We start from the raw sequence: 17756 nt of genomic DNA on the forward strand, positions 1-17756 counted from the left end.
AAAACGATGGGCCGACGCAACTCACCTGCCGATGTAGGCGGGCGCGGGCTCGGTATCAACTCCCGCGTCCCAGGTCGGCCAGGCTGGCGGCCAGCAGGTTTTCTGGGATCGGCATCAGCTTGGGGCCATCCGTCCAGACCAGCGCCGCCTCGATGGCGCGACCCTCGAAGACGTCGGCCAGCACAGCGGCGTAGATCGCCATCTGCCGCAGGTAGGCCGGATCGGCGTCCTCGATGCGCGCCGGCGAGGGCCGGTTGGTCTTGAAATCGGCCACCAGGACGCGGTCGGGCAGCACCACCAGCCGGTCGATGCGCCCGGAAATCCTCAGGCCCGGCGGCAGGGCGGCGGCCGATCCGGCGATGGCCACCTCCGCGCGGCTGCCGGGCCCGAACACCTCGGCGAACCGCGGATCCTCGAGCACCGACAGGGCCGCGGCGGTCATCTCGGCGCGCTGGGCCTCGGTCAGGTCGCGTTCCCGGGCGAGCAGCGATCGCGCGCCCGCGTCCCAGGCGGCCGGCGCCAGGTCGGGCAGGATCTGCAGCAGCCGGTGGATCAGATCGCCGCGCCGGAACCGTCCGAGCCCGCCCATCGCCGACAATGGCGAGGGCGCCGCCACCTTGGCCCCTTCGCCGAGGTCCGACGGGGAGGCGTAGCGCGCGAACGCCTCCGCCCTGGCTTCCTGGCCAGCCCAGGCCGGGACCGCCTCGACGCCGGGCGCGGTGGCGCCGTCACGCGGCCGTCGTTCCGGATCGGGGCCGTAGCGGCTGGCCTGGACCTCGCCGCAGGCGACCGGCCGGACGTGCGGCGCGATCCCGGCGTGGTCGAAGCCGGCGCGGATCTGCGCCCACCAGCCCTTCAGCGTCTCCTCCTTGCGGTTCGAGGCGATGCGGCCGCAGAGCACCAGCCGTTCACGGGCCCGAGTCAGGGCCACATAGAGCAATCGCAGCGACTCCTCGTTCTCCTTCCGCGCCCGCAGCTCGCGGGCCAGGCGCGAGGCCTCGCAGTCGGCCTTCTGCGACGGGCTCCACAGGAAGCCGCCCTCTTCGGTCTCCATCAGCGGCGAGCCGCGCGCGCCTACGGTCGTAGTGGTTTCGGGCAGGAAGACGATCGGCGCCTCGAGGCCCTTGGCGCCGTGGGCGGTCATCACCCGGACCTCGTTCCGGCCGGCCTCCAGCTCGCGCTTCACGGTGATGTCGAGGCTGGCGAAGGCCGCGGCCAGGCTTTCCAGGTCGTGGACGCCACGCTGTTCGGCCGCCAGCACCTGGGAGAGGAACTCGTCGAGCGCGTCCTCGGCCTCTCGCCCCAGTCGGCGCAGCAGCCGCGCGCGCATCGAGCGGCCGCCGGCGTCGCGCATGCCGAGAACCCGGCTGTAGAACTCGAACGGCCGCCTCTGCCGCGCCTCGGCGATCAGGTCGGACAGGAAGTCCGCCGCCCCGCGCCAGTCCGGCCGTTCGCCGGCGCGATCGACCAGGGTCTGCCAGAGGCTCCCCGTCCGATCCTTGGCCAGGCGGTAGAGGCTTTCGTCCTCCACATCGCAGAATGGGCTGCGCAGCAGGGCGGCCAGCGTCAGGTCGTCGGCGGGGAAGAGGGCGAAGCGCGCCAGCGCCAGCAGGTCGTCGAAGACGATGTGCTCGGAGAGCGCCAGCCGGTCGGCGCCGGCCACCGGCACCTTGCCATGCTTCAGGGCCCGCAGGATCTCCTCGAAGAGCCCGCCCCGCTTGCGGACCAGGATCAGCACGTCGCCGTATCGCGCCGGGCGCCAGCCCTCGCGGTCGCTGACCGCGTCGCCGCGCTCCACCAGGGCCTGGATCTCGCAGGCGATGTTCTGGGCCAGCCGTTTGGTGGCGCTGCCCTCGGCCTCGAGGTCGAGCGGGGCGGTCCAGGCGTCGCGCTCCTCGCCCTTCGCCTCGCGCTCCAGGGGCCAGAGATCGACGCAGCCCCGCGCCCCCTCGCGCCTCGGGATATGGGCCAGCGCCTCGATCCCCGGCGGCACGCCTTCGGTGAAGACCGCGTCGACGAAGCCCAGCACCTCGGCCGTCGAGCGCCAGGAATCGATCAGCGGGACCGAGCGGCCGCTAAGCTCCGCGTCCTCGATCTGCGCCAGATAGCGCCGGGTCTCATCGTTCAGCCGGGCAGGGTCCGCGCCCTGGAAGGAATAGATCGACTGCTTGTCGTCGCCGACCACGAAGAGCGTGCGCTTCAGCGGCCGTTCGCGCCCGTCGACCCCCGCGCCCACGAAGAACTCGCCGGTAAGCGCGCGGACGATGTCCCACTGGTCGGGCGCGGTGTCCTGCGCCTCGTCGACCAGGATGTGGTCGATGCCGCCGTCGAGCTTGTAGAGCACCCAGGCCGCCGCCGGGCGGCTGGCCAGGAGCGCCTTGGTCTTCTCGATCAGGTCGGCGAAGTCGAGCGCGCCTGCCGAGGCCTTCTCGATCCGATAGGCCGCCAGATAGGCCTCTGCGAGCACCAGGGCGTCGAGGGTGTCGGCGGCGACGCGCGCGCCGCGGATCCGCTCGCGGGCGATGGCCAGGCGGTCCTGCTCGTCCAGCAGCGCCTGGCGCAGATCCTCGCGGGCCTTCAGGCCGGCGGTCTTGAACACCCAGGCGGCGGGCGTGCCCTCGCCCTTGTCGGTGAACAGCGCCGTCAGAGCCTGGGCGAGCCCGGCGGCGGGATCGCTCGCCACGGCGGCGAGTTGCGCGGCGCATTTCTGGTCGGTGGCCGTGCCCGCGGTCAGCACCCCGGCGGCCTCCCGCCACAGGCTCCGATCGAGCTCCGCCATGGCCTCGGCTTCGAGGACGTCCGGCCCCTGGCCCGGCTCCACGCCGCAGGCCTCCCAGACCCAGTCGATGGCGCCCGCGAGGCCGCCGCGCTCGGCGAAGAACGCCGCCAGCGCCGAGCGCCGCGCCTCGAAGCCCAGGAACATCGACTGGAAGGACGCGAAATCGAGCTGCACCGAGAACCGCGCATAGGCCTCGGCGATCGCGCCCTCGCCGGTCAGCGCGCGGCGCGCGACGGCCTTGCGGGCGGCGTCGGCGATGGCCGCGGCGGCTGCGTCGTCCATCACCCTGAAGCCGGGGGAGACGCCGGCCTCCAGCGGGAAGCGCCGCAGCAGCTTCTCGCAGAAGGCGTGGATGGTCTGGATCTTCAGGCCGCCGGGCGTTTCAAGGGCGCGGGCGAAGAGCGCGCGGGCTTCGGAGAGCCGCTTGCCGTCGAATTCGCCCGGACCCTCCAGCTCCACGAGGCGGGCGGTCAGCGCCTCGTCGGCCATCACCGACCAGTCGCCCAACCGGCCGAACAGCCGCCGCTGCATCTCGGCGGCCGCGGCCTTGGTGTAGGTGACGCAGAGCACCTTCTCCGGATCGACCCGGGCCAAGAGCAGGCGGGCCACGCGGTCGATCAGGGTCTTGGTCTTGCCGGAGCCGGCGTTGGCGGTGACGAAGGCGGAGATCGCCGGATCGGCCGCCGTCCGCTGTGGATCCTCGTGCAGGGCGGGTGTCATTCCTCGCCCTCCTCGCCGCTGGTCGACCATTCGAAGACCCGCGCCAGGTGGTCGTAGTCGCTGGCGTACTGGTGGACGAACTGCGGGGCGGTGCGCGAGACGAAGGGCTGGTCCGGGTCCCAGTAGCGCGCGATGAGCGCCTTGAGGCCGGCCAGGGCGCGCTCGGCCGCCTCATGGCTCTCGTCGCCGGCGGTGGCCCGCACCTCCTCGCGGCCCGCGGGCTTGCGGCCGGTGATCTCCAGATAGGTCAGCTCGCCGGGAGCCAGCCGGCCAAGCTCGGCGAACCCGCCGTGGGCCAGGATCGCGGCGGTCAGGGTGAGCTGCGGCGAGAAGCCGGCGTCGACGACCTTCTGGGACGGGGCGCGGCCGGTCTTGTAGTCGAGGATGTGGCCGAAGCCCTGCGGGGCGGCCTCGATGCGGTCGGCCTTGGCGCTGAGGGTGAAGGTGCGCCCGGCGATCTCGATCGGCAGCACGCCGGTCAGCTCGACGTGTATGCCCCGCCCGTCCGCGCGGCGCCGCGCTTCGAGATCGGCCACCCAGGCGGCGGCCTGGCGGGCCAGCGCCGCCTCGCGCGCGAGGGCCTCGTGGGGCATGCCGGCCTTTTCGAGCTCCTCGAGATAGAGCCCCTCGAAGATGGCGGCGGCGGTCGGCGGGACCGGGCCGGGGTGAGCGGTGGCGAACCGCTCGAACGCCGCGTGGATCGCCGTGCCGCGGGCGCGCGCATCCACCGGCTCGTCCGGCCGGTCCAGGGACCGCAGCTTCAGGATGTCGCGCGCCCAGACGGAGTAGGGATCGCGCGTCAGGCTCTCGACCCGGGTGACGAAGAGCGCCGTCGGGCGGTCTGCGGCGGGCGGAACAGGAGCCGGGCGCCTGGCCGGCGTATAGTCGGCAGGCGCGTCCAGCCCCCGGGCCCAGTCGAGCACATCGGGCCGGCCGGGGATGACCGCGCCGGCCCCCTTGGCCAGGGTCTCCAGCCGCCAGAGCCAGCGGGACTTCACCGAGGGCGCGCCCTCGCGGCGCTCGGAATGCAGCAGGATCACCTCGGGCGCGCAGGCGGCCTGGGCGAAGTCGTGGGCGGCCAGGCCCACCCGGCGCTCGGGCGGCGGCAGGCCCAGTGTGGTCCGCATGGGCCGCGACAGGAACGGATCGAGCGGGGCGCCGCGCGGCCAGACGCCTTCCTCCAGGCCCGCCACGATCAGCCGGTCGGCGCGCACCAGCCGGGCCTCGATGGCGCCGAGAATCCGCAGGCGCGGATGGGTCGCCCCACCGGTCCGCACCGTCTCGCCTTCCATCAGCCGTTCGAGCAGGTCGGCGAAGCCGCGCGGCGTGGCGGGCGGCAGGCCGCCGGAGTCTCGCATCAGCCCGGCCAGCAGCCGGCTCATCGCCTCGCCGCCGTGGCCGCTCCAGAGATCGCCGGCGTCGCCGTGCTCGTCAGCGGCCAGGGCTTCCATCGCCCCGGCCAGCGCCCGCGCCGACTCGGCCGGCGTCGCGGCTTCCCGCACGAGGCCCGCGAGCACCGCCTCGACCTGGCCGGCCAGCGCCAGGGCGTCGGGATGCGTGTCGAGCCGCGCCTTCAGCGTCGCCCAGGTCCAGGGCCGCGACCCGCGCAGGGCGCGACGCTCCAGCGCCTCGCGACACGCAGCGAACGCGGCCGGATCGAGGCCCAGCCGCACATAGGGATGCTTGAGGATCGCCAGCAGGGTGACCGGATGTAGGGGGTCGATCGCCGCGCGGCTGACGAGGCCCGCCAAAGCGCCGCAGGGACATCCGGCCAGCGCCTCGCCGGCCGACGAGTCCGGGATTACCCCCCAGCGCGCGAGCTTGGCGGCCACGCGCCGGGCCAGCGCCTGGTCGGGCGCCACCAGGGCCGCCGTGCGCTCCGGCGTCTCCAGCACCTCGCGGAGCAAGAGCGCCGCGACGGTCGCGGCCTCCTCCTCCGAGCGCGCATTGACCAGCGACAGGCCCTCCAGCCCGAACGCGACGCCGTTGAGCGTTTCGCCGTCGGCCTGGGTGTTGAGGTCGGCGATCACCCGCAGCCAGTCGGCGGTCCGCTCCGGCGGCCGGAGCGCCTCGTTGATCACCCGCTGACGCCAGCGGCCGCGCGCCGAGAAGACCAGCGACGCCGGCCAGGTCTCGACGTCCTGGCGCGCGAAGCGGGCGGCGTCGAGCAGGCGCTTCATCGCCCCCTGCGGATGCTGTTCGCCGACCTCCGACCAGGCCTCGTCCGACAGACCCTCGTCCAGGCCCGGCAGCACGACGCAGCCCTGCGGCGCCTCGGCGATCGCCTTGAGCAGGGCCGCGGTCGCCGGCGCCGTACCCGTCGAACCCGCCGCCGCCAGCACCCCTCGCGGCGGATGGTCGGTCCAGGCCTCAGCCAGGCGCCGTAGCAGTTTCACGCGCCGCTCGCTGACGTCGACCACGCCCAGCGCCTTCAGGCGCTTCGGCCATTCGGTGAGCGCCATCTCCAGAAACCGCCGCGAGACCCGCCAGTGGTCGGCGAGATCGGCCTCGACAAGGCCGGCCAGCTTCTCGAACGGCTCCAGCTCCTCGATCTGCAAGCTGTCGAGGAACGCGCCCAGGGCGTCGGCCATCTCGAGCGCGGATGAGGCGGTCAGCTCGCGGCCTTCCAGCAGGTCCCAGTGGTCGGTGACCAGCCGCGTCAGTTCGAAGCGCCGTGTCAGGGGTTCGATGGCGGCTTCCAGGTCGAGCGCCAGGTCGCCGGGCTCGAACGGCGGCTCGCCCTCGTCGAGATCACCCAGCGGGCGCATCTGCGGCGGCAGCACCGCGCGCCCATCGGCGGCGCTCACGAAGGCGTCGGCGAGCGCGCGGGCGCCGCGGCGGGTCGGGGTCAGAACTATGGCCTGGGACAGGGCCTCGGGACCGAGGGGACCGAGCGCTTCGTGCAGCCCGCGCGCCAGGTCCTGCGCGAACGGCCGGTGCGCCGGGATCGTGTACCAGCGCGGTCCCGCCCGTTCGAAGAAGGCGGTCACACCAGCCTCGACCCGAGCTGGGCTTCCGCGGCGTCCCGCGCCGCCGGGTCGCCGACCTGCATCCACAGGCCGTCAAGCTGCAGCCCGAACAGGCGGCCCTTGTCGGCGGCGGCGAACCAGATGTCCCGCAGGCTGAACTTGCGTCGGGCCTCGGCATAGACCGCGGTCGGGTCGAGGATCTCGATCCCGAAGGTGTGCAGCGGCGCCTCGGCGTGGTCCCCGCGGTGGGTCAGGCGGCCGGCCCCGTCCTGGAAGAAGTCGCCCGGCGTCCCGAAGCCCAGCGTGCGGGCCTTGGGAATGACCACCACCAGCACGTCCATCCGCGCCGGATCCCAGGCCCGCGCGAGCTCTTCCAGCGCCGGCAGGCCCGGCTTGATCCAGATGTAATCGCTGTTGCAGACGAAGACCGGCGCCTCGCCCAGCAGCGCTTGCGCGTGCTTAATCCCGCCACCGGTCTCCAGCAGCTCTGCGCGCTCGTCGGAGATCAGGAACTCGGCGTCCTTTCGGCGCCGCAGGTGGGCTTCGACTTCCTCGGCGAAGGCGTGGACATTGACGACGATCCGCTCGACGCCCGCCGCGATCAGGGGATCGATCGCGTAGTCGATCAGCGCCTTTCCGCGGACTTCGATCAGCACCTTGGCCTGATGGTCGGTCAGGGGCCGCATGCGGGTGCCGAGGCCCGCGGCCATCACCATGGCGGTCTTGGGGCGAGTGCTCACGCGCGGGCTCCGGCGGGGACGTTGCGGTCGAACCAGGCCTTCAGCCCGGCCAGCGCGGGATCGGTCAGGTCGCGTTCCAGATAGCGCCAGGTGCGCGGCATGAAGGCCTTGTACTGGGTGCGTCCCAAGAGGGTCTGGCGGGCGAAGACCCGGCCCAGGATGCGCGCGGCGTTGGAGGCGGCGAGCGCGCGGTAGTCGGCGAGAAAGCCCTCGCGGTCGAGGGCCGGCCGGGCGTCCAGGTAGCGCCCCAGCATCGACGCTTCGATGTCCGGCGAAACGTCGCGGCGCGCGTCCTGCAGCAGGTGCGCCAGGTCCCAGGTCGGGTGGGCCCTTAGCGCATCCTGGAAATCCAGCAGGCCGACGCGCGCCGGCCCCGTGCGCTCGGGAAGCCACAGCAGGTTCTGGGCGTGATAGTCGCGGTGGCAGAAGACGCTCGCGCCCGCCTCGCCGCGCACCCACACCGGGGCCCAGAGCGCGTCCCATTCCGCCACGGCGTCGGCCGGGAAGGCCGCGATCCCGGCGAACTTCGGCCACCATTCCAGGAAGGTGTCGGTGGCGATCTTGAACGCCAGAGTGTCGTAGGTGAGCAGCGGCCAGGCGAGGCCCTCGGCCTGCAGGATGTCGGGCGGCCGCTCTTCGTGCAGCCGGACCTGTACGTCGACCGCCGCTTCATAGAGCGGCGCCTCGGCTTGGCCGTCGGCGATCAGGGTGGCGAAGAGGCCATCGCCCAGGTCTTCCAGAACCGCCAGCCCCGCATCGACGTCGAAAGCCACGATCCGGGGCGCGGAGAGGCCGTGGTCGCGCAGATAGGCCGCGGTGGTCACGAACGCTGCGATGGACCCGGCCGCCAACCTGGCCGCGGCGTTGTAGCCCAGCGCGATGCGCTCGGCGTTGCTGGCGCCCGGCGGGCAGATCGGGGTCTCCAGCACCGGCGGCTGGTCCATCAGGATCAGCGCCGCGCCGCCCGGCGGGTGCAGCCGCACGTAGCTGCGCGTCGAGGCGTCGCCGGTCAGCGGTTCGCGCCGCGCCGTCGCCAGGCCGTGCTCCCTGAGGAACCGGACTTTCTGCGCCTCCCGCTCAGGGTTCAATCCGCCGTCCTTCCCACGCGCCATGGGGCGTCAGCCGCGCACGGCGGCCCGCCCCGTCTTCAAGACCACCTACGAGCCCGATCTCTATATCGAGTCGATCCGCGGGCAGCCGCCCTTCCAGCCGTTCCGGCCACTCGATCACCGCCGCGCCGTCGTCCAGCGCCTCGTCGAGCCCGATCTCATAGGCCTCGTCGGGGTTGGAGAGCCGGTAGAGGTCGAAATGGGCGATCTTGAGTCGCGGGCCTTCATAGAATTGGACGAGGGTGAAGGTCGGCGAAGGGACCTCCTCGCCGGGCGTCGTCAGGGCCCGGATCAGGGCGCGAGCCAGGGTCGACTTGCCGGCCCCCAGCGGACCCGACAGGCACACCGTCTCGCCGGTCTGCAGCAGGCGCGCGACGGCGGCGCCCAGCCGCGCGGTGGCCGCCTCGTCCCTGAGGATCATTCGAACGCCCGCTCGGGATCGGCCGGCAGGTCATTCTCGACGAAGGCCTTCAGCCGCGCGATGGCCTCGGTCGGCTCGCCCTCCATCGCCTCCGGCGCGATGGGCCGCCCGACCGTCAGGGCGAACTCGCGGCCCTGCTTGTTCAGGAACTCGTGGAAGAGGGTGATGTCGCGCAGTTCCGAGGAGAAGTTGTTGAAGAAATGGAACAGGCCCGACCAGGGGCCCGCCAGATGGATTGGGACCACCGGGGTCTCGTATTTCCGGGCCAACGAGACGGCCGAGGGGGCCCAGGGCGGATCGCTGAGACGCCCGTCGGTCTGGCGCCGCGCCAGGCGTCCGGACGGGAAGATCACCAGGCAGCGCTCGGCCTCCAGCGCCTCGCGGGTCAGGAGCAGGGTTTCCCGGGTGCGCTCGCGTGTCCGCTTGGCCTCGACCCACTCGACGGGGATCAGCACCTCGCCGAACCGCGCGGAGACCCGGTGGGCGTCGGAATTGGCGTAGAAGCAGATGTCCGGCCGGATGGCCTTCAGGGCGTCATAGACGGCGATGCCATCGGCGATGCCGGTCGGGTGGTTGCAGACAACGATCAATCGGCCCTTGGGGGGAACGTGCGCCAGGCCCGTCGCGGCGACCTTCACGCTCAGCAGCGTCGAGACGTAGTCGAGCGCCGCGCGGCCGGCCAGCGGCTGGATCGCGTCGGCCAACCGTCGCGCCTTGCCGTAGTCGAGGAAGCTGTAGAGCAGCGGCCGCAGCACCGGCCAGACGAGTGTCGCGGCCAGCTTCGGCGCCCGCTCTGCGATCAGCACATCGATGATGTGGTCCCGCGTCCGCGCAGGGCTCAGCGTCCGGGCAGGGGAAGCGACCGTCATGGGGCGGAGGATGCGCCGGGCCGGCGCAGCTCGGCAAGTCGCTGCGGCCTAGGCCTCGATATCGAGCTGGGCGCCCAGTCCGGGCGGGGGCGCGGCGCGGAGCTTCTGGCCGCCGTCGTCGCCATCGCCGTCGACCTCGCCGGCCCGGCCCGGCACGCGCGCCACCGGCGGCACGGGCGTGACCGGCTGGTAGTAGACGGGGCCGATGGGGAGGGCGGACAGCTGCAACGGGGTCTCCGGGCGTCGAAGGTCCGACGGAACCTAAGCTTCACCTCTTAAGGGTTCATGAGGCGGGTTTCCGTGACGCGCCGGACGGTCTAAATCCCCGCCCATGCGTGACATCACCCACTTCATCGACGGCGCGGCCGTCAAAGGAACCTCCGGCCTTCACGGCGACGTCTTCAACCCCAACACCGGCGAGGTGCAGGCCCGCGTGGCGCTGGCCACCGTCGGCGAGGTCGACAAGGCGGTGGCCTCGGCGGTCCGGGCCCAGCAGACCTGGGCGCTGGTCAATCCCCAGCGGCGCGCCCGCGTCATGTTCGACTTCAAGCGGCTCGTCGAAGCCAACATGAACGAGCTGGCCGAGATGCTGTCGTCGGAGCACGGCAAGGTCGTCGCCGACTCCAAGGGCGACGTGCAGCGCGGCCTGGAGGTCATCGAGTTCGCCTGCGGCATCCCGCACGCGCTCAAGGGCGAATACACCGAGGGCGCGGGCCCCGGGATCGACGTCTATTCCATGCGCCAGCCGCTGGGCGTCTGCGCGGGCATCACCCCGTTCAACTTCCCGGCGATGATCCCGATGTGGATGTTCGGTATCTCGATCGCGGTCGGCAACAGCTTCATCCTGAAGCCCTCGGAGAAGGATCCCTCGGTCCCCGTCCGCCTGGCGGAGCTGATGATGGAGGCCGGCGCGCCCAAGGGCGTGCTGAACGTGATCCACGGCGACAAGGTCTCGGTCGACGCGATCCTCGATCACCCGGACATCAAGGCGGTCAGCTTCGTCGGCTCCTCCGACATCGCCCACTATGTCTATTCGCGCGGTACGGCGGCCGGCAAACGCGTCCAGGCCATGGGCGGCGCGAAGAACCACGGCATCGTCATGCCCGACGCCGACCTCGACCAGGCGGTGAAGGACATTTCCGGCGCCGCCTTCGGATCGGCCGGCGAGCGCTGCATGGCCCTGCCGGTGGTGGTGCCGGTCGGTCAGAAGACCGCCGAGGCCTTCCGCGAGAAGATGCTGGCCGAGATCGAGACCCTGAAGGTAGGCGTCTCGACCGACGCTGCGGCCCAGTATGGCCCGGTGGTCACCGCCGCCCACCGCCGGCGGGTCAGCGACTACATCCAGCTGGGTGTCGACGAAGGCGCCGAGCTGGTCGTCGACGGCCGCGGCTTCTCGCTGCAAGGCTACGACAAGGGCTTCTTCATCGGCCCGTCGCTGTTCGACAAGGTGAAGCCCGACATGCGGACCTACCAGGAGGAGATCTTCGGGCCGGTCCTGCAGATCGTCCGCGCCGAAAGCTTCGAGGAAGCCGTCGCCCTGCCGTCGCAGCATCAGTACGGCAACGGCGTCGCCATCTTCACCCGCAACGGCCGCGCGGCCCGCGAGTTCGCCGCCCAGGTCAACGTCGGCATGGTCGGCATCAATGTGCCGATCCCGGTGCCGGTCGCCTATCACACCTTCGGCGGCTGGAAGCGCTCGGCCTTCGGCGACACCAACCAGCACGGCATGGAAGGGGTGCGGTTCTACACCAAGGTGAAGACCATCACTGCCCGCTGGCCGGAAGGGGCCGTCGAGGACTCCGCGTTCGTCATCCCGACGATGGGCTGACTATTTCCGCCGGCTGATCGCATCCTTGGCGGCTTGCCGGGTCTTGGCGCCCTGGCTGCGGCCGGCGCCGGTCCTCTCGCCGCGCATGGCGTGGTTGGCGTGCAGCGCGGCGGCCTCGTCGCCGGGCTCGCTGCGCAGGCTGTCGTCGTCGTCGAGTTCCAGCGGGGTCTGCGGAACCTGATCGGGGTCGCGCTGCCGACTGAGTTCCCTCTGGCCGACGCCCAGGCCCTGCTCCCGGCCGCGGTTCACCTCGGTCTGCGAGGGGTCGAAGCTGCGATCGTCGTCGGCCATGGGAGCGTCTCCTTCTGTCGGGTAGACAACACCTGACGCTCGGCGGCGTTCCTTGCCTATCCCGGCGGCGCCCGCTAGGCGGGGCGCATGGCCTCCGCGCTGCAAGCCGCCTACGACGCCCGTCTCGCCGCGGGCGAGATCCGGCCCGATCCGGCGCAGGAGCCCGGTCTGCGCGCGCTCGTCCGCGTCGAGACCGATCTCGAGGCCGCGTCCTCGAACGGCGGACTGAAGAGCCTCTTCCGCAAGCCTGAAGCCGAACGCGGCGTCTACCTCTGGGGTCCGGTCGGCCGCGGCAAGTCGATGCTGATGGACCTCTTCTTCGAGACCATCCGCGTGGAGAAGAAGCGCCGCACCCACTTCCACGTCTTCATGGGCGAGATCCACCGGCTGATCGGCGAATGGCGCGCGGGCGACGCCCAGGCACGCAAGGCCCGCTTCGGCCAGCACAAGGGCGACGACCCGATCGTGCCGGTGGCCGAGGTGGTGGCGGCCGACGCGCGCCTGCTCTGCTTCGACGAGTTCCAGGTCACCGACATCGCCGACGCCATGATCCTGGGCCGGCTGTTCGAGGCGCTGTTCGCCCGCGGCGTGACCCTGGTCGCCACCTCCAACCGAGAGCCCGGCGCGCTCTACAAGGACGGCATCAACCGACAGCTCTTCCTGCCGTTCATCGACCTGCTGAAAGAGCGGCTGGAGGTGGTGGCGGTGGCCGGCGGCCACGACTATCGCCTCGACCGGCTGCGCGCGGCGGGCACCTGGTTCTCCCCGGCCGATCCCGACAATCACCGGTCCTTCGAGGCGCTCTGGCGCGACATGCTGGGGCCCGAGGATGAGAGCGGGGCGACGATCGAAGTGCTGGGCCGAAAGATCACCCTGCCGCACGCCTCCGGCGGTCTGGTGCGCGCGACATTCGCCAGCCTCTGCTCGGTGGCGCTGGGGCCGAACGACTACGTGGCCCTCGCCGAACGCTTCCACACAGTCTTCCTCGAGGACGTGCCGAGGCTCGCCGCCAATCGCCGCGAGGAGGCCCGCCGGTTCGTGATCCTGATCGACGCGCTCTATGAGGCGCACGCCCGGTTGATCGTGCTCGCCGAAGCGCAACCCGCCGAACTCTACCCGGCCGGCGACGGCGCCTTCGAATTCGAGCGCACGGCCTCGCGCCTCGAGGAGATGCGCTCGGCCGACTGGCTATCGGAACCGACCGCCTGACCCCGCGCCTTGGCCGTCGTCAAAAATGTTCAATGTCAGCCCTTGATTCGCATCGCTAGCATCGCGGCCTCAACGGGGCGGCAGGGGCGGGGGACATGACGGCATCGACGGCGAGCCCGAATGTCCACCGCCTACGCCCCGGCACGGCCCAGCCGTTCGCTCCGAACCATGCCTGGGACCGGAATTTCTTCCTGCTCTACGCCGGACTGATCTGGTTCGGCATCCTGGCGGGCTTCGGGCCGGAGATCCTCAAGCACGCACAGGGGCACGCGAAGCCGTTCCCGCTGATCGTCCACTTCCATGCCGCCGCCTTCATGGGCTGGCTGGCGCTGTTCACCGGCCAGATCCTGCTGATCCGCACCAGGCGCTGGACCGCGCACCGAACGCTCGGCTTTGCGATGATCGGACTGGCGGCGATCATGGCCGTCCTTGGACCCGCCACCGCCCTGATCGCCAACCACGCCAAGATCGGCACGCCACAATACGATCCCGGATTCCTGAGCATCCAGTTCACCGACATCGTGGCCTTCCTGGGCCTGGCCGGCGCTGCGATCACGTTTCGCAACACGGCGGCGATCCACAAGCGGCTGATCCTGCTCTCGACCATCTACATCAGCGACGCCGGGTTCGGGCGCTGGATCTATTCGCTCGGCATGACCGGGTCCGACCTGCCTTCGTTCTGGGGCTCGCTTTACCTCGGCCCAACCCTGCTGGTGGCCGGGGTGGGAGCCTATGATCTGATCACACGGCGCCGGCTGCACCCGGCCTACCTCGTGGGCCTGGTCTGGATCGCGGCGATGCAGGTTACCGCCCTTTCGCTCTATTTCAGCCCCGCCTGGAAGGCCGCGGCCGGCAGGCTGGTCGCGCTCGTCTAGGCCCGCAGGCTCTCGACCAGCGCCTTGGCGTAAGGCCGCAGTTCGCCCACCGCGCGGACCACGATGGTCAGCTCGCGCAGCGCCCAGTCGTCGGCGAGGTCGGTGATCGCGAGCTGCATGGTCTTGGCCGCGCGCGCCGCCGTGGTTTGCGGCACGACGCCGACGCCGACCCCGCATTCCACCAACCGGCAGACCGCGTCGAAGCTCCGAAGCTGTACGCGCAGGCGCAGCGGCCGACCCTCTCGGGCGGCCTTGCCGGCCAGGAACCGTTGCAGGGAACTCACCCGGTCCAACCCAACGAAGTCGTAGTCCAGCACCTGGGCGAAGCCGACGCTCGCGTGCCGCGCCACCGGATGGTTCTTGGCCGTCACCACCACGAACCGGTCGGAGCGGAACGGATAGGTGGTCAACGCGCCCATATCGACGGTCCCGGCGACGATGCCGATGTCGGCGACCCCTTCCGCCACCAGCCCCACGATCTCGTCGGAAAGCCGCTCCTCCAGATCGACGCTGATATGCGGATGGTCGGCCAGGAACGACGACAGCGCCTCGGGCAGGAATTCGGTCAGCGCATTGGTGTTGGCGAGCAGCCTCACCTCGCCGGACGCCCCGCCGGCGTAGGCGCCCAGGTCCTCGCGCAGCCGCGCGCCCTGGTCGAGCATGGTGCGGGCGTGCTTCAGCAAGGTCAGGCCCGCCGGCGTCGGGACCACGCCCTGCCGCGAGCGGGTCAGCAACGGCGCCCCCAGGCTCTGCTCCATCCCGCGGATCCGGGTCGAAGCAGCCGCCAGCGCCAGCGCGCAGCGTTCCGCCCCGGCGGTGATGGAGCCGGCGTCCACCACCTCGCAGAAGAGCCGCAGGTCGATCAGATCGAAACGCATCCTTCGCCTTTCGCGAAGGAATACTACAGGAATCACGCATTGCAACCAAGAGGCGGCGCGTAGAGACTTCGCTCTTCCCGAAGGAAGGCTATGCTCATGCGCACCTTCATGATGGAGCGCCCGATCCCGCCGCGCTTCGATGTCACCGAGTCGGAGCAGGTTGCGCTGCATGCCCGTTGGGCTGTCGACGCCTACCGGGAGGTCGGCGCCGTCTGGCTGGGCGGGGTGGTCACGGAGGACCGGATGTTCAGCCTGGTGGTGGCGGAAGAAGAGGCCGACCTGCAGCGCTACTGCCGTTCGCTCGGCATCGACCGGCAGGATGTCACCCTGCATCGGGTGGTGCGTCCGCTTGGCCCCTTCTTCGCCATGTCGCGCACCGACGAGCGGTTCCGCGCGCCGCTTCGTTGACACCCCCCGCGCGGCGCTTAAAAGCGGACCCACCTCCGGACAGGAACCAGGCGCAAAGACCAGATGACGGACGCCTCCCGCACACCCCGTGAAAAGCCGCTCTCGCCGCACCTCCAGGTCTGGCGATGGCACATCACCATGGCGACCTCGATCCTGCACCGGGCGACCGGCTGCGCGCTCTATGTCGGCGCCCTGATCGCCGCCGCCTGGGCGATCGCGCTCGCCCAGGGACCGGACCGCTATGCCCAGTTCAAGAGCCTTCTGGGATCGATCCCGGGCAAGGTGGTGATGCTCGGCTTGACCGTCAGCCTCTTCTACCACCTGGCCAACGGCGTCCGGCACCTGGTCTGGGACACCGGTCACGGCCTCGACGTGAAATCGGCCAACGCCTCGGCTGTCCTGGTCCTGGCCTTCGCCGCGGCCGCGACGCTGGCGGTCTGGGGCATCGCCGGCATGACGGGAGCGCTCTGATGGCCAACTATCGCACGCCACTCTCCCGCGCCCGCGGCCTGGGCTCGGCCAAGCACGGCGCCGGCCACTGGATATCCGAGCGGGTCAGCTCCATCGCGCTTGTCCCGCTGGTCATCTGGGCGGTCTACGGCGTTCTCCGGCTGGCGGCCGGCGACTATGGCTTCGCGGTCCACTGGGTGCAGAATCCGCTGAACGCCACGCTCACCGTGCTGACACTGGCGATCAGCTTCTGGCACATGCAGGCGGGCCTGCGCGTCGTCGTCGAGGACTACATCCACAAGGCGCTGACCAAGTCGGGCCTGCTGATCCTCAACCTCTTCGTCTGCGGCTTCTCGGGCGCGCTGGCGATCTTCTCGATCCTCAAGGTCGCGCTGAGCGGCGGAGCCTTCTGATCCATGGCCGCCTACGAATTCATCGAGCACAAGTATGACGTCGTCGTGGTGGGGGCCGGGGGGTCCGGCCTGCGCGCGGCCCTGGGCTGCGCCGCCGCCGGCCTGAAGACCGCCTGTATCTCCAAGGTCTTCCCGACCCGCTCGCACACCGTCGCCGCCCAGGGCGGCATCTCGGCCTCGCTCGGCAACATGGGCGAGGATGACTGGCGCTGGCACATGTACGACACCGTCAAGGGGTCGGACTGGCTGGGCGACCAGGACGCCATCGAATACCTGGTCAGGAACGCGCCCGCCGCGGTCTACGAGCTGGAGCACTGGGGCGTGCCGTTCTCGCGGACGCCGGAGGGCAAGATCTACCAGCGGGCCTTCGGCGGCATGACCCGCAATTTCGGCGAGGCGCCGATCCAGCGCACCTGTGCTGCGGCCGACCGCACCGGCCACGCCATGCTGCACACCATGTACGGCCAGGCGTTGGCCAAGAAGACCGAGTTCTTCATCGAGTTCTTCGCGCTCGACCTGATCATGGACGAAGGCGTCTGCCGGGGCGTGACGGCCTGGAAGCTGGACGACGGGACCCTGCACCGTTTCCAGGCCCAGCAGGTGATCCTGGCCACCGGCGGCTACGGCCGGGCCTACTTCTCCTGCACCAGCGCCCACACCTGCACCGGCGACGGCGGCGGCATGGTGCTGCGCGCCGGCCTGCCGCTGCAGGACATGGAGTTCGTGCAGTTCCACCCGACCGGCATCTATGGGGCCGGCTGCCTGATCACCGAGGGCGCGCGCGGCGAGGGCGGCTACCTCACCAATTCCGAGGGCGAGCGGTTCATGGAACGCTATGCGCCCTCCGTGAAGGACCTCGCGCCACGCGACATGGTCTCCCGCGCCATGACCATCGAAATCCGCGAAGGCCGCGGCGTCGGTCCGAAGAAGGACCACATCAATCTGCACCTCGACCACCTGGACCCGAAGGTGCTGCACGAGCGGCTGCCGGGGATCTCGGAAAGCGCCCGGATCTTCGCCGGCGTCGATGTGACCAAGGAGCCGATCCCGGTGCTCCCGACGGTGCATTACAACATGGGCGGCATCCCCACGAACTTCTATTCCGAGGTCGTGACCCGGGTCGGGCGGAACCCCGACAAGGTGGTGCCCGGCCTGATGTCGGTGGGTGAGGCGGCCTGTGTGTCGGTGCATGGCGCGAACCGTCTCGGCTCCAATTCGCTGATCGACCTGGTGGTGTTCGGCCGCTCGGCGGCGCTGCGCTGCGCCGAGACCATCAAGCCGGGCGCGACGCAGGTGGAGCTGAAGCCGGCGATGACCGACGGGCATCTGGCCCGGTTCGACCGCTTCCGGACCGCCGGCGGCAAGACCTCGACGGCGGCGCTCCGGCTCGAGATGCAGCAGGCCATGCAGGAGGACGCCGCGGTGTTCCGGACCGGCAAGAGCCTGGTCTCCGGCGTCAAGCGGCTGGAGGCGGTGCAGAAGCGGCGCAAAGACCTGGCCGTCTCCGACCGCGGGATGATCTGGAACACCGACCTGATGGAGACCCTGGAGCTCGACAACCTGATCGGCCAGGCGGTCGTCACGGTGGTCGGCGCCAACAACCGGCAGGAGAGCCGCGGCGCCCACGCCCGCGAGGACTTCCCCGACCGCAACGACAAGACCTGGATGAAGCACACCCTCACCTGGTTCGACGACGCCACCGGCAAGGTGAGGATCGACTACCGGCCGGTCCACGACTTCACGCTAAGCAACGATATCGCGCCGATCCCGCCCAAGGCGCGGGTCTACTGAGGCGGC

General features: G+C 70.9%; 16 protein-coding genes. 7 read left to right on the forward strand and 9 right to left on the reverse strand.

The window, feature by feature from the left end; genetic code table 11:
• Positions 1-55 precede the first annotated feature (55 nt).
• The 7 genes from addA to ACESMY_RS02415 are packed head-to-tail and all read right to left on the reverse strand — an operon-like array spanning position 56 to position 9835.
• Positions 56-3499: a double-strand break repair helicase AddA gene (gene addA, locus ACESMY_RS02385; RefSeq protein ID WP_372781778.1), complete on the reverse strand. Its 3444-nt coding sequence runs from the start codon at positions 3497-3499 to the stop codon at positions 56-58.
• The gene (addB, locus tag ACESMY_RS02390) at positions 3496-6489 is read right to left on the reverse strand and encodes a double-strand break repair protein AddB (RefSeq protein ID WP_372781780.1); all 2994 of its coding nucleotides are present in this window, start codon (positions 6487-6489) and stop codon (positions 3496-3498) included. Before addB ends, addA begins: the two co-directional genes overlap by 4 nt.
• Positions 6486-7208, reverse strand: coding sequence for a nucleotidyltransferase family protein (locus ACESMY_RS02395; protein WP_372781782.1), 723 nt, complete (start codon positions 7206-7208; stop codon positions 6486-6488). The genes addB and ACESMY_RS02395 overlap by 4 nt, the downstream gene beginning before the upstream one ends.
• Positions 7205-8296, reverse strand: a complete 1092-nt coding sequence (gene amgK / locus ACESMY_RS02400) for an N-acetylmuramate/N-acetylglucosamine kinase AmgK (RefSeq protein ID WP_372781784.1) — start codon at positions 8294-8296, stop codon at positions 7205-7207. The genes ACESMY_RS02395 and amgK overlap by 4 nt, the downstream gene beginning before the upstream one ends.
• Entirely contained in the window at positions 8286-8738 is a 453-nt protein-coding gene (gene tsaE, locus ACESMY_RS02405; protein WP_372781786.1) for a tRNA (adenosine(37)-N6)-threonylcarbamoyltransferase complex ATPase subunit type 1 TsaE, read from the reverse strand. The genes amgK and tsaE overlap by 11 nt, the downstream gene beginning before the upstream one ends.
• Positions 8735-9607 carry a GNAT family N-acetyltransferase gene (locus ACESMY_RS02410; protein WP_372781788.1) on the reverse strand — a complete coding sequence of 291 codons (873 nt, stop codon included), beginning with the start codon at positions 9605-9607 and terminating at the stop codon, positions 8735-8737. Before ACESMY_RS02410 ends, tsaE begins: the two co-directional genes overlap by 4 nt.
• 48 nt (positions 9608-9655) lie before the next feature.
• Entirely contained in the window at positions 9656-9835 is a 180-nt protein-coding gene (locus tag ACESMY_RS02415; protein ID WP_372781790.1) for a hypothetical protein, read from the reverse strand.
• 103 nt (positions 9836-9938) lie between these two features.
• Here ACESMY_RS02415 and ACESMY_RS02420 point away from each other — a divergent pair, with 103 nt between their 5' ends.
• The gene (locus ACESMY_RS02420; protein ID WP_372781793.1) at positions 9939-11435 is read left to right on the forward strand and encodes a CoA-acylating methylmalonate-semialdehyde dehydrogenase; all 1497 of its coding nucleotides are present in this window, start codon (positions 9939-9941) and stop codon (positions 11433-11435) included.
• On the opposite strand, the gene ACESMY_RS02425 is transcribed toward ACESMY_RS02420, so the two are convergent.
• Complete coding sequence (locus tag ACESMY_RS02425) at positions 11436-11726, reverse strand: hypothetical protein (RefSeq protein ID WP_372781797.1); 291 nt, start codon at positions 11724-11726, stop codon at positions 11436-11438.
• 87 nt (positions 11727-11813) lie between these two features.
• Between ACESMY_RS02425 and zapE the strand changes: the two genes are divergently transcribed.
• Both zapE and ACESMY_RS02435 read left to right on the forward strand, forming a co-directional pair.
• Complete coding sequence (gene zapE, locus ACESMY_RS02430; protein WP_372781799.1) at positions 11814-12935, forward strand: cell division protein ZapE; 1122 nt, start codon at positions 11814-11816, stop codon at positions 12933-12935.
• A 95-nt stretch (positions 12936-13030) separates the two neighbouring features.
• Positions 13031-13810 (forward strand): hypothetical protein, encoded by a 780-nt coding sequence (locus ACESMY_RS02435; RefSeq protein WP_372781801.1) that lies wholly within the window; start codon positions 13031-13033, stop codon positions 13808-13810.
• On the opposite strand, the gene ACESMY_RS02440 is transcribed toward ACESMY_RS02435, so the two are convergent.
• Positions 13807-14688, reverse strand: coding sequence for a LysR substrate-binding domain-containing protein (locus tag ACESMY_RS02440; RefSeq protein ID WP_372781803.1), 882 nt, complete (start codon positions 14686-14688; stop codon positions 13807-13809). The two genes, ACESMY_RS02435 and ACESMY_RS02440, sit on opposite strands and share 4 nt — an antisense overlap.
• 90 nt (positions 14689-14778) lie before the next feature.
• On the opposite strand from ACESMY_RS02440, the gene ACESMY_RS02445 reads away from it, so the two are divergent.
• The 4 genes from ACESMY_RS02445 (at position 14779) to sdhA (ending at position 17750) form a co-directional block, all read left to right on the forward strand.
• A complete protein-coding gene (locus tag ACESMY_RS02445) occupies positions 14779-15096 on the forward strand; it encodes a hypothetical protein (RefSeq protein ID WP_372781805.1) in 318 nt (105 codons plus the stop codon).
• A gap of 63 nt (positions 15097-15159) precedes the next feature.
• Positions 15160-15567 (forward strand): succinate dehydrogenase, cytochrome b556 subunit, encoded by a 408-nt coding sequence (gene sdhC / locus ACESMY_RS02450; RefSeq protein WP_372781807.1) that lies wholly within the window; start codon positions 15160-15162, stop codon positions 15565-15567.
• The gene (sdhD, locus tag ACESMY_RS02455) at positions 15567-15959 is read left to right on the forward strand and encodes a succinate dehydrogenase, hydrophobic membrane anchor protein (protein ID WP_372781809.1); all 393 of its coding nucleotides are present in this window, start codon (positions 15567-15569) and stop codon (positions 15957-15959) included. Before sdhC ends, sdhD begins: the two co-directional genes overlap by 1 nt.
• Positions 15960-15962: 3 nt before the next feature.
• Complete coding sequence (sdhA, locus tag ACESMY_RS02460) at positions 15963-17750, forward strand: succinate dehydrogenase flavoprotein subunit (protein WP_372781811.1); 1788 nt, start codon at positions 15963-15965, stop codon at positions 17748-17750.
• Positions 17751-17756 lie beyond the last annotated feature (6 nt).

The sequence above is a fragment of the Phenylobacterium sp. genome (assembly GCF_041691455.1).
Lineage (GTDB): Bacteria > Pseudomonadota > Alphaproteobacteria > Caulobacterales > Caulobacteraceae > Phenylobacterium.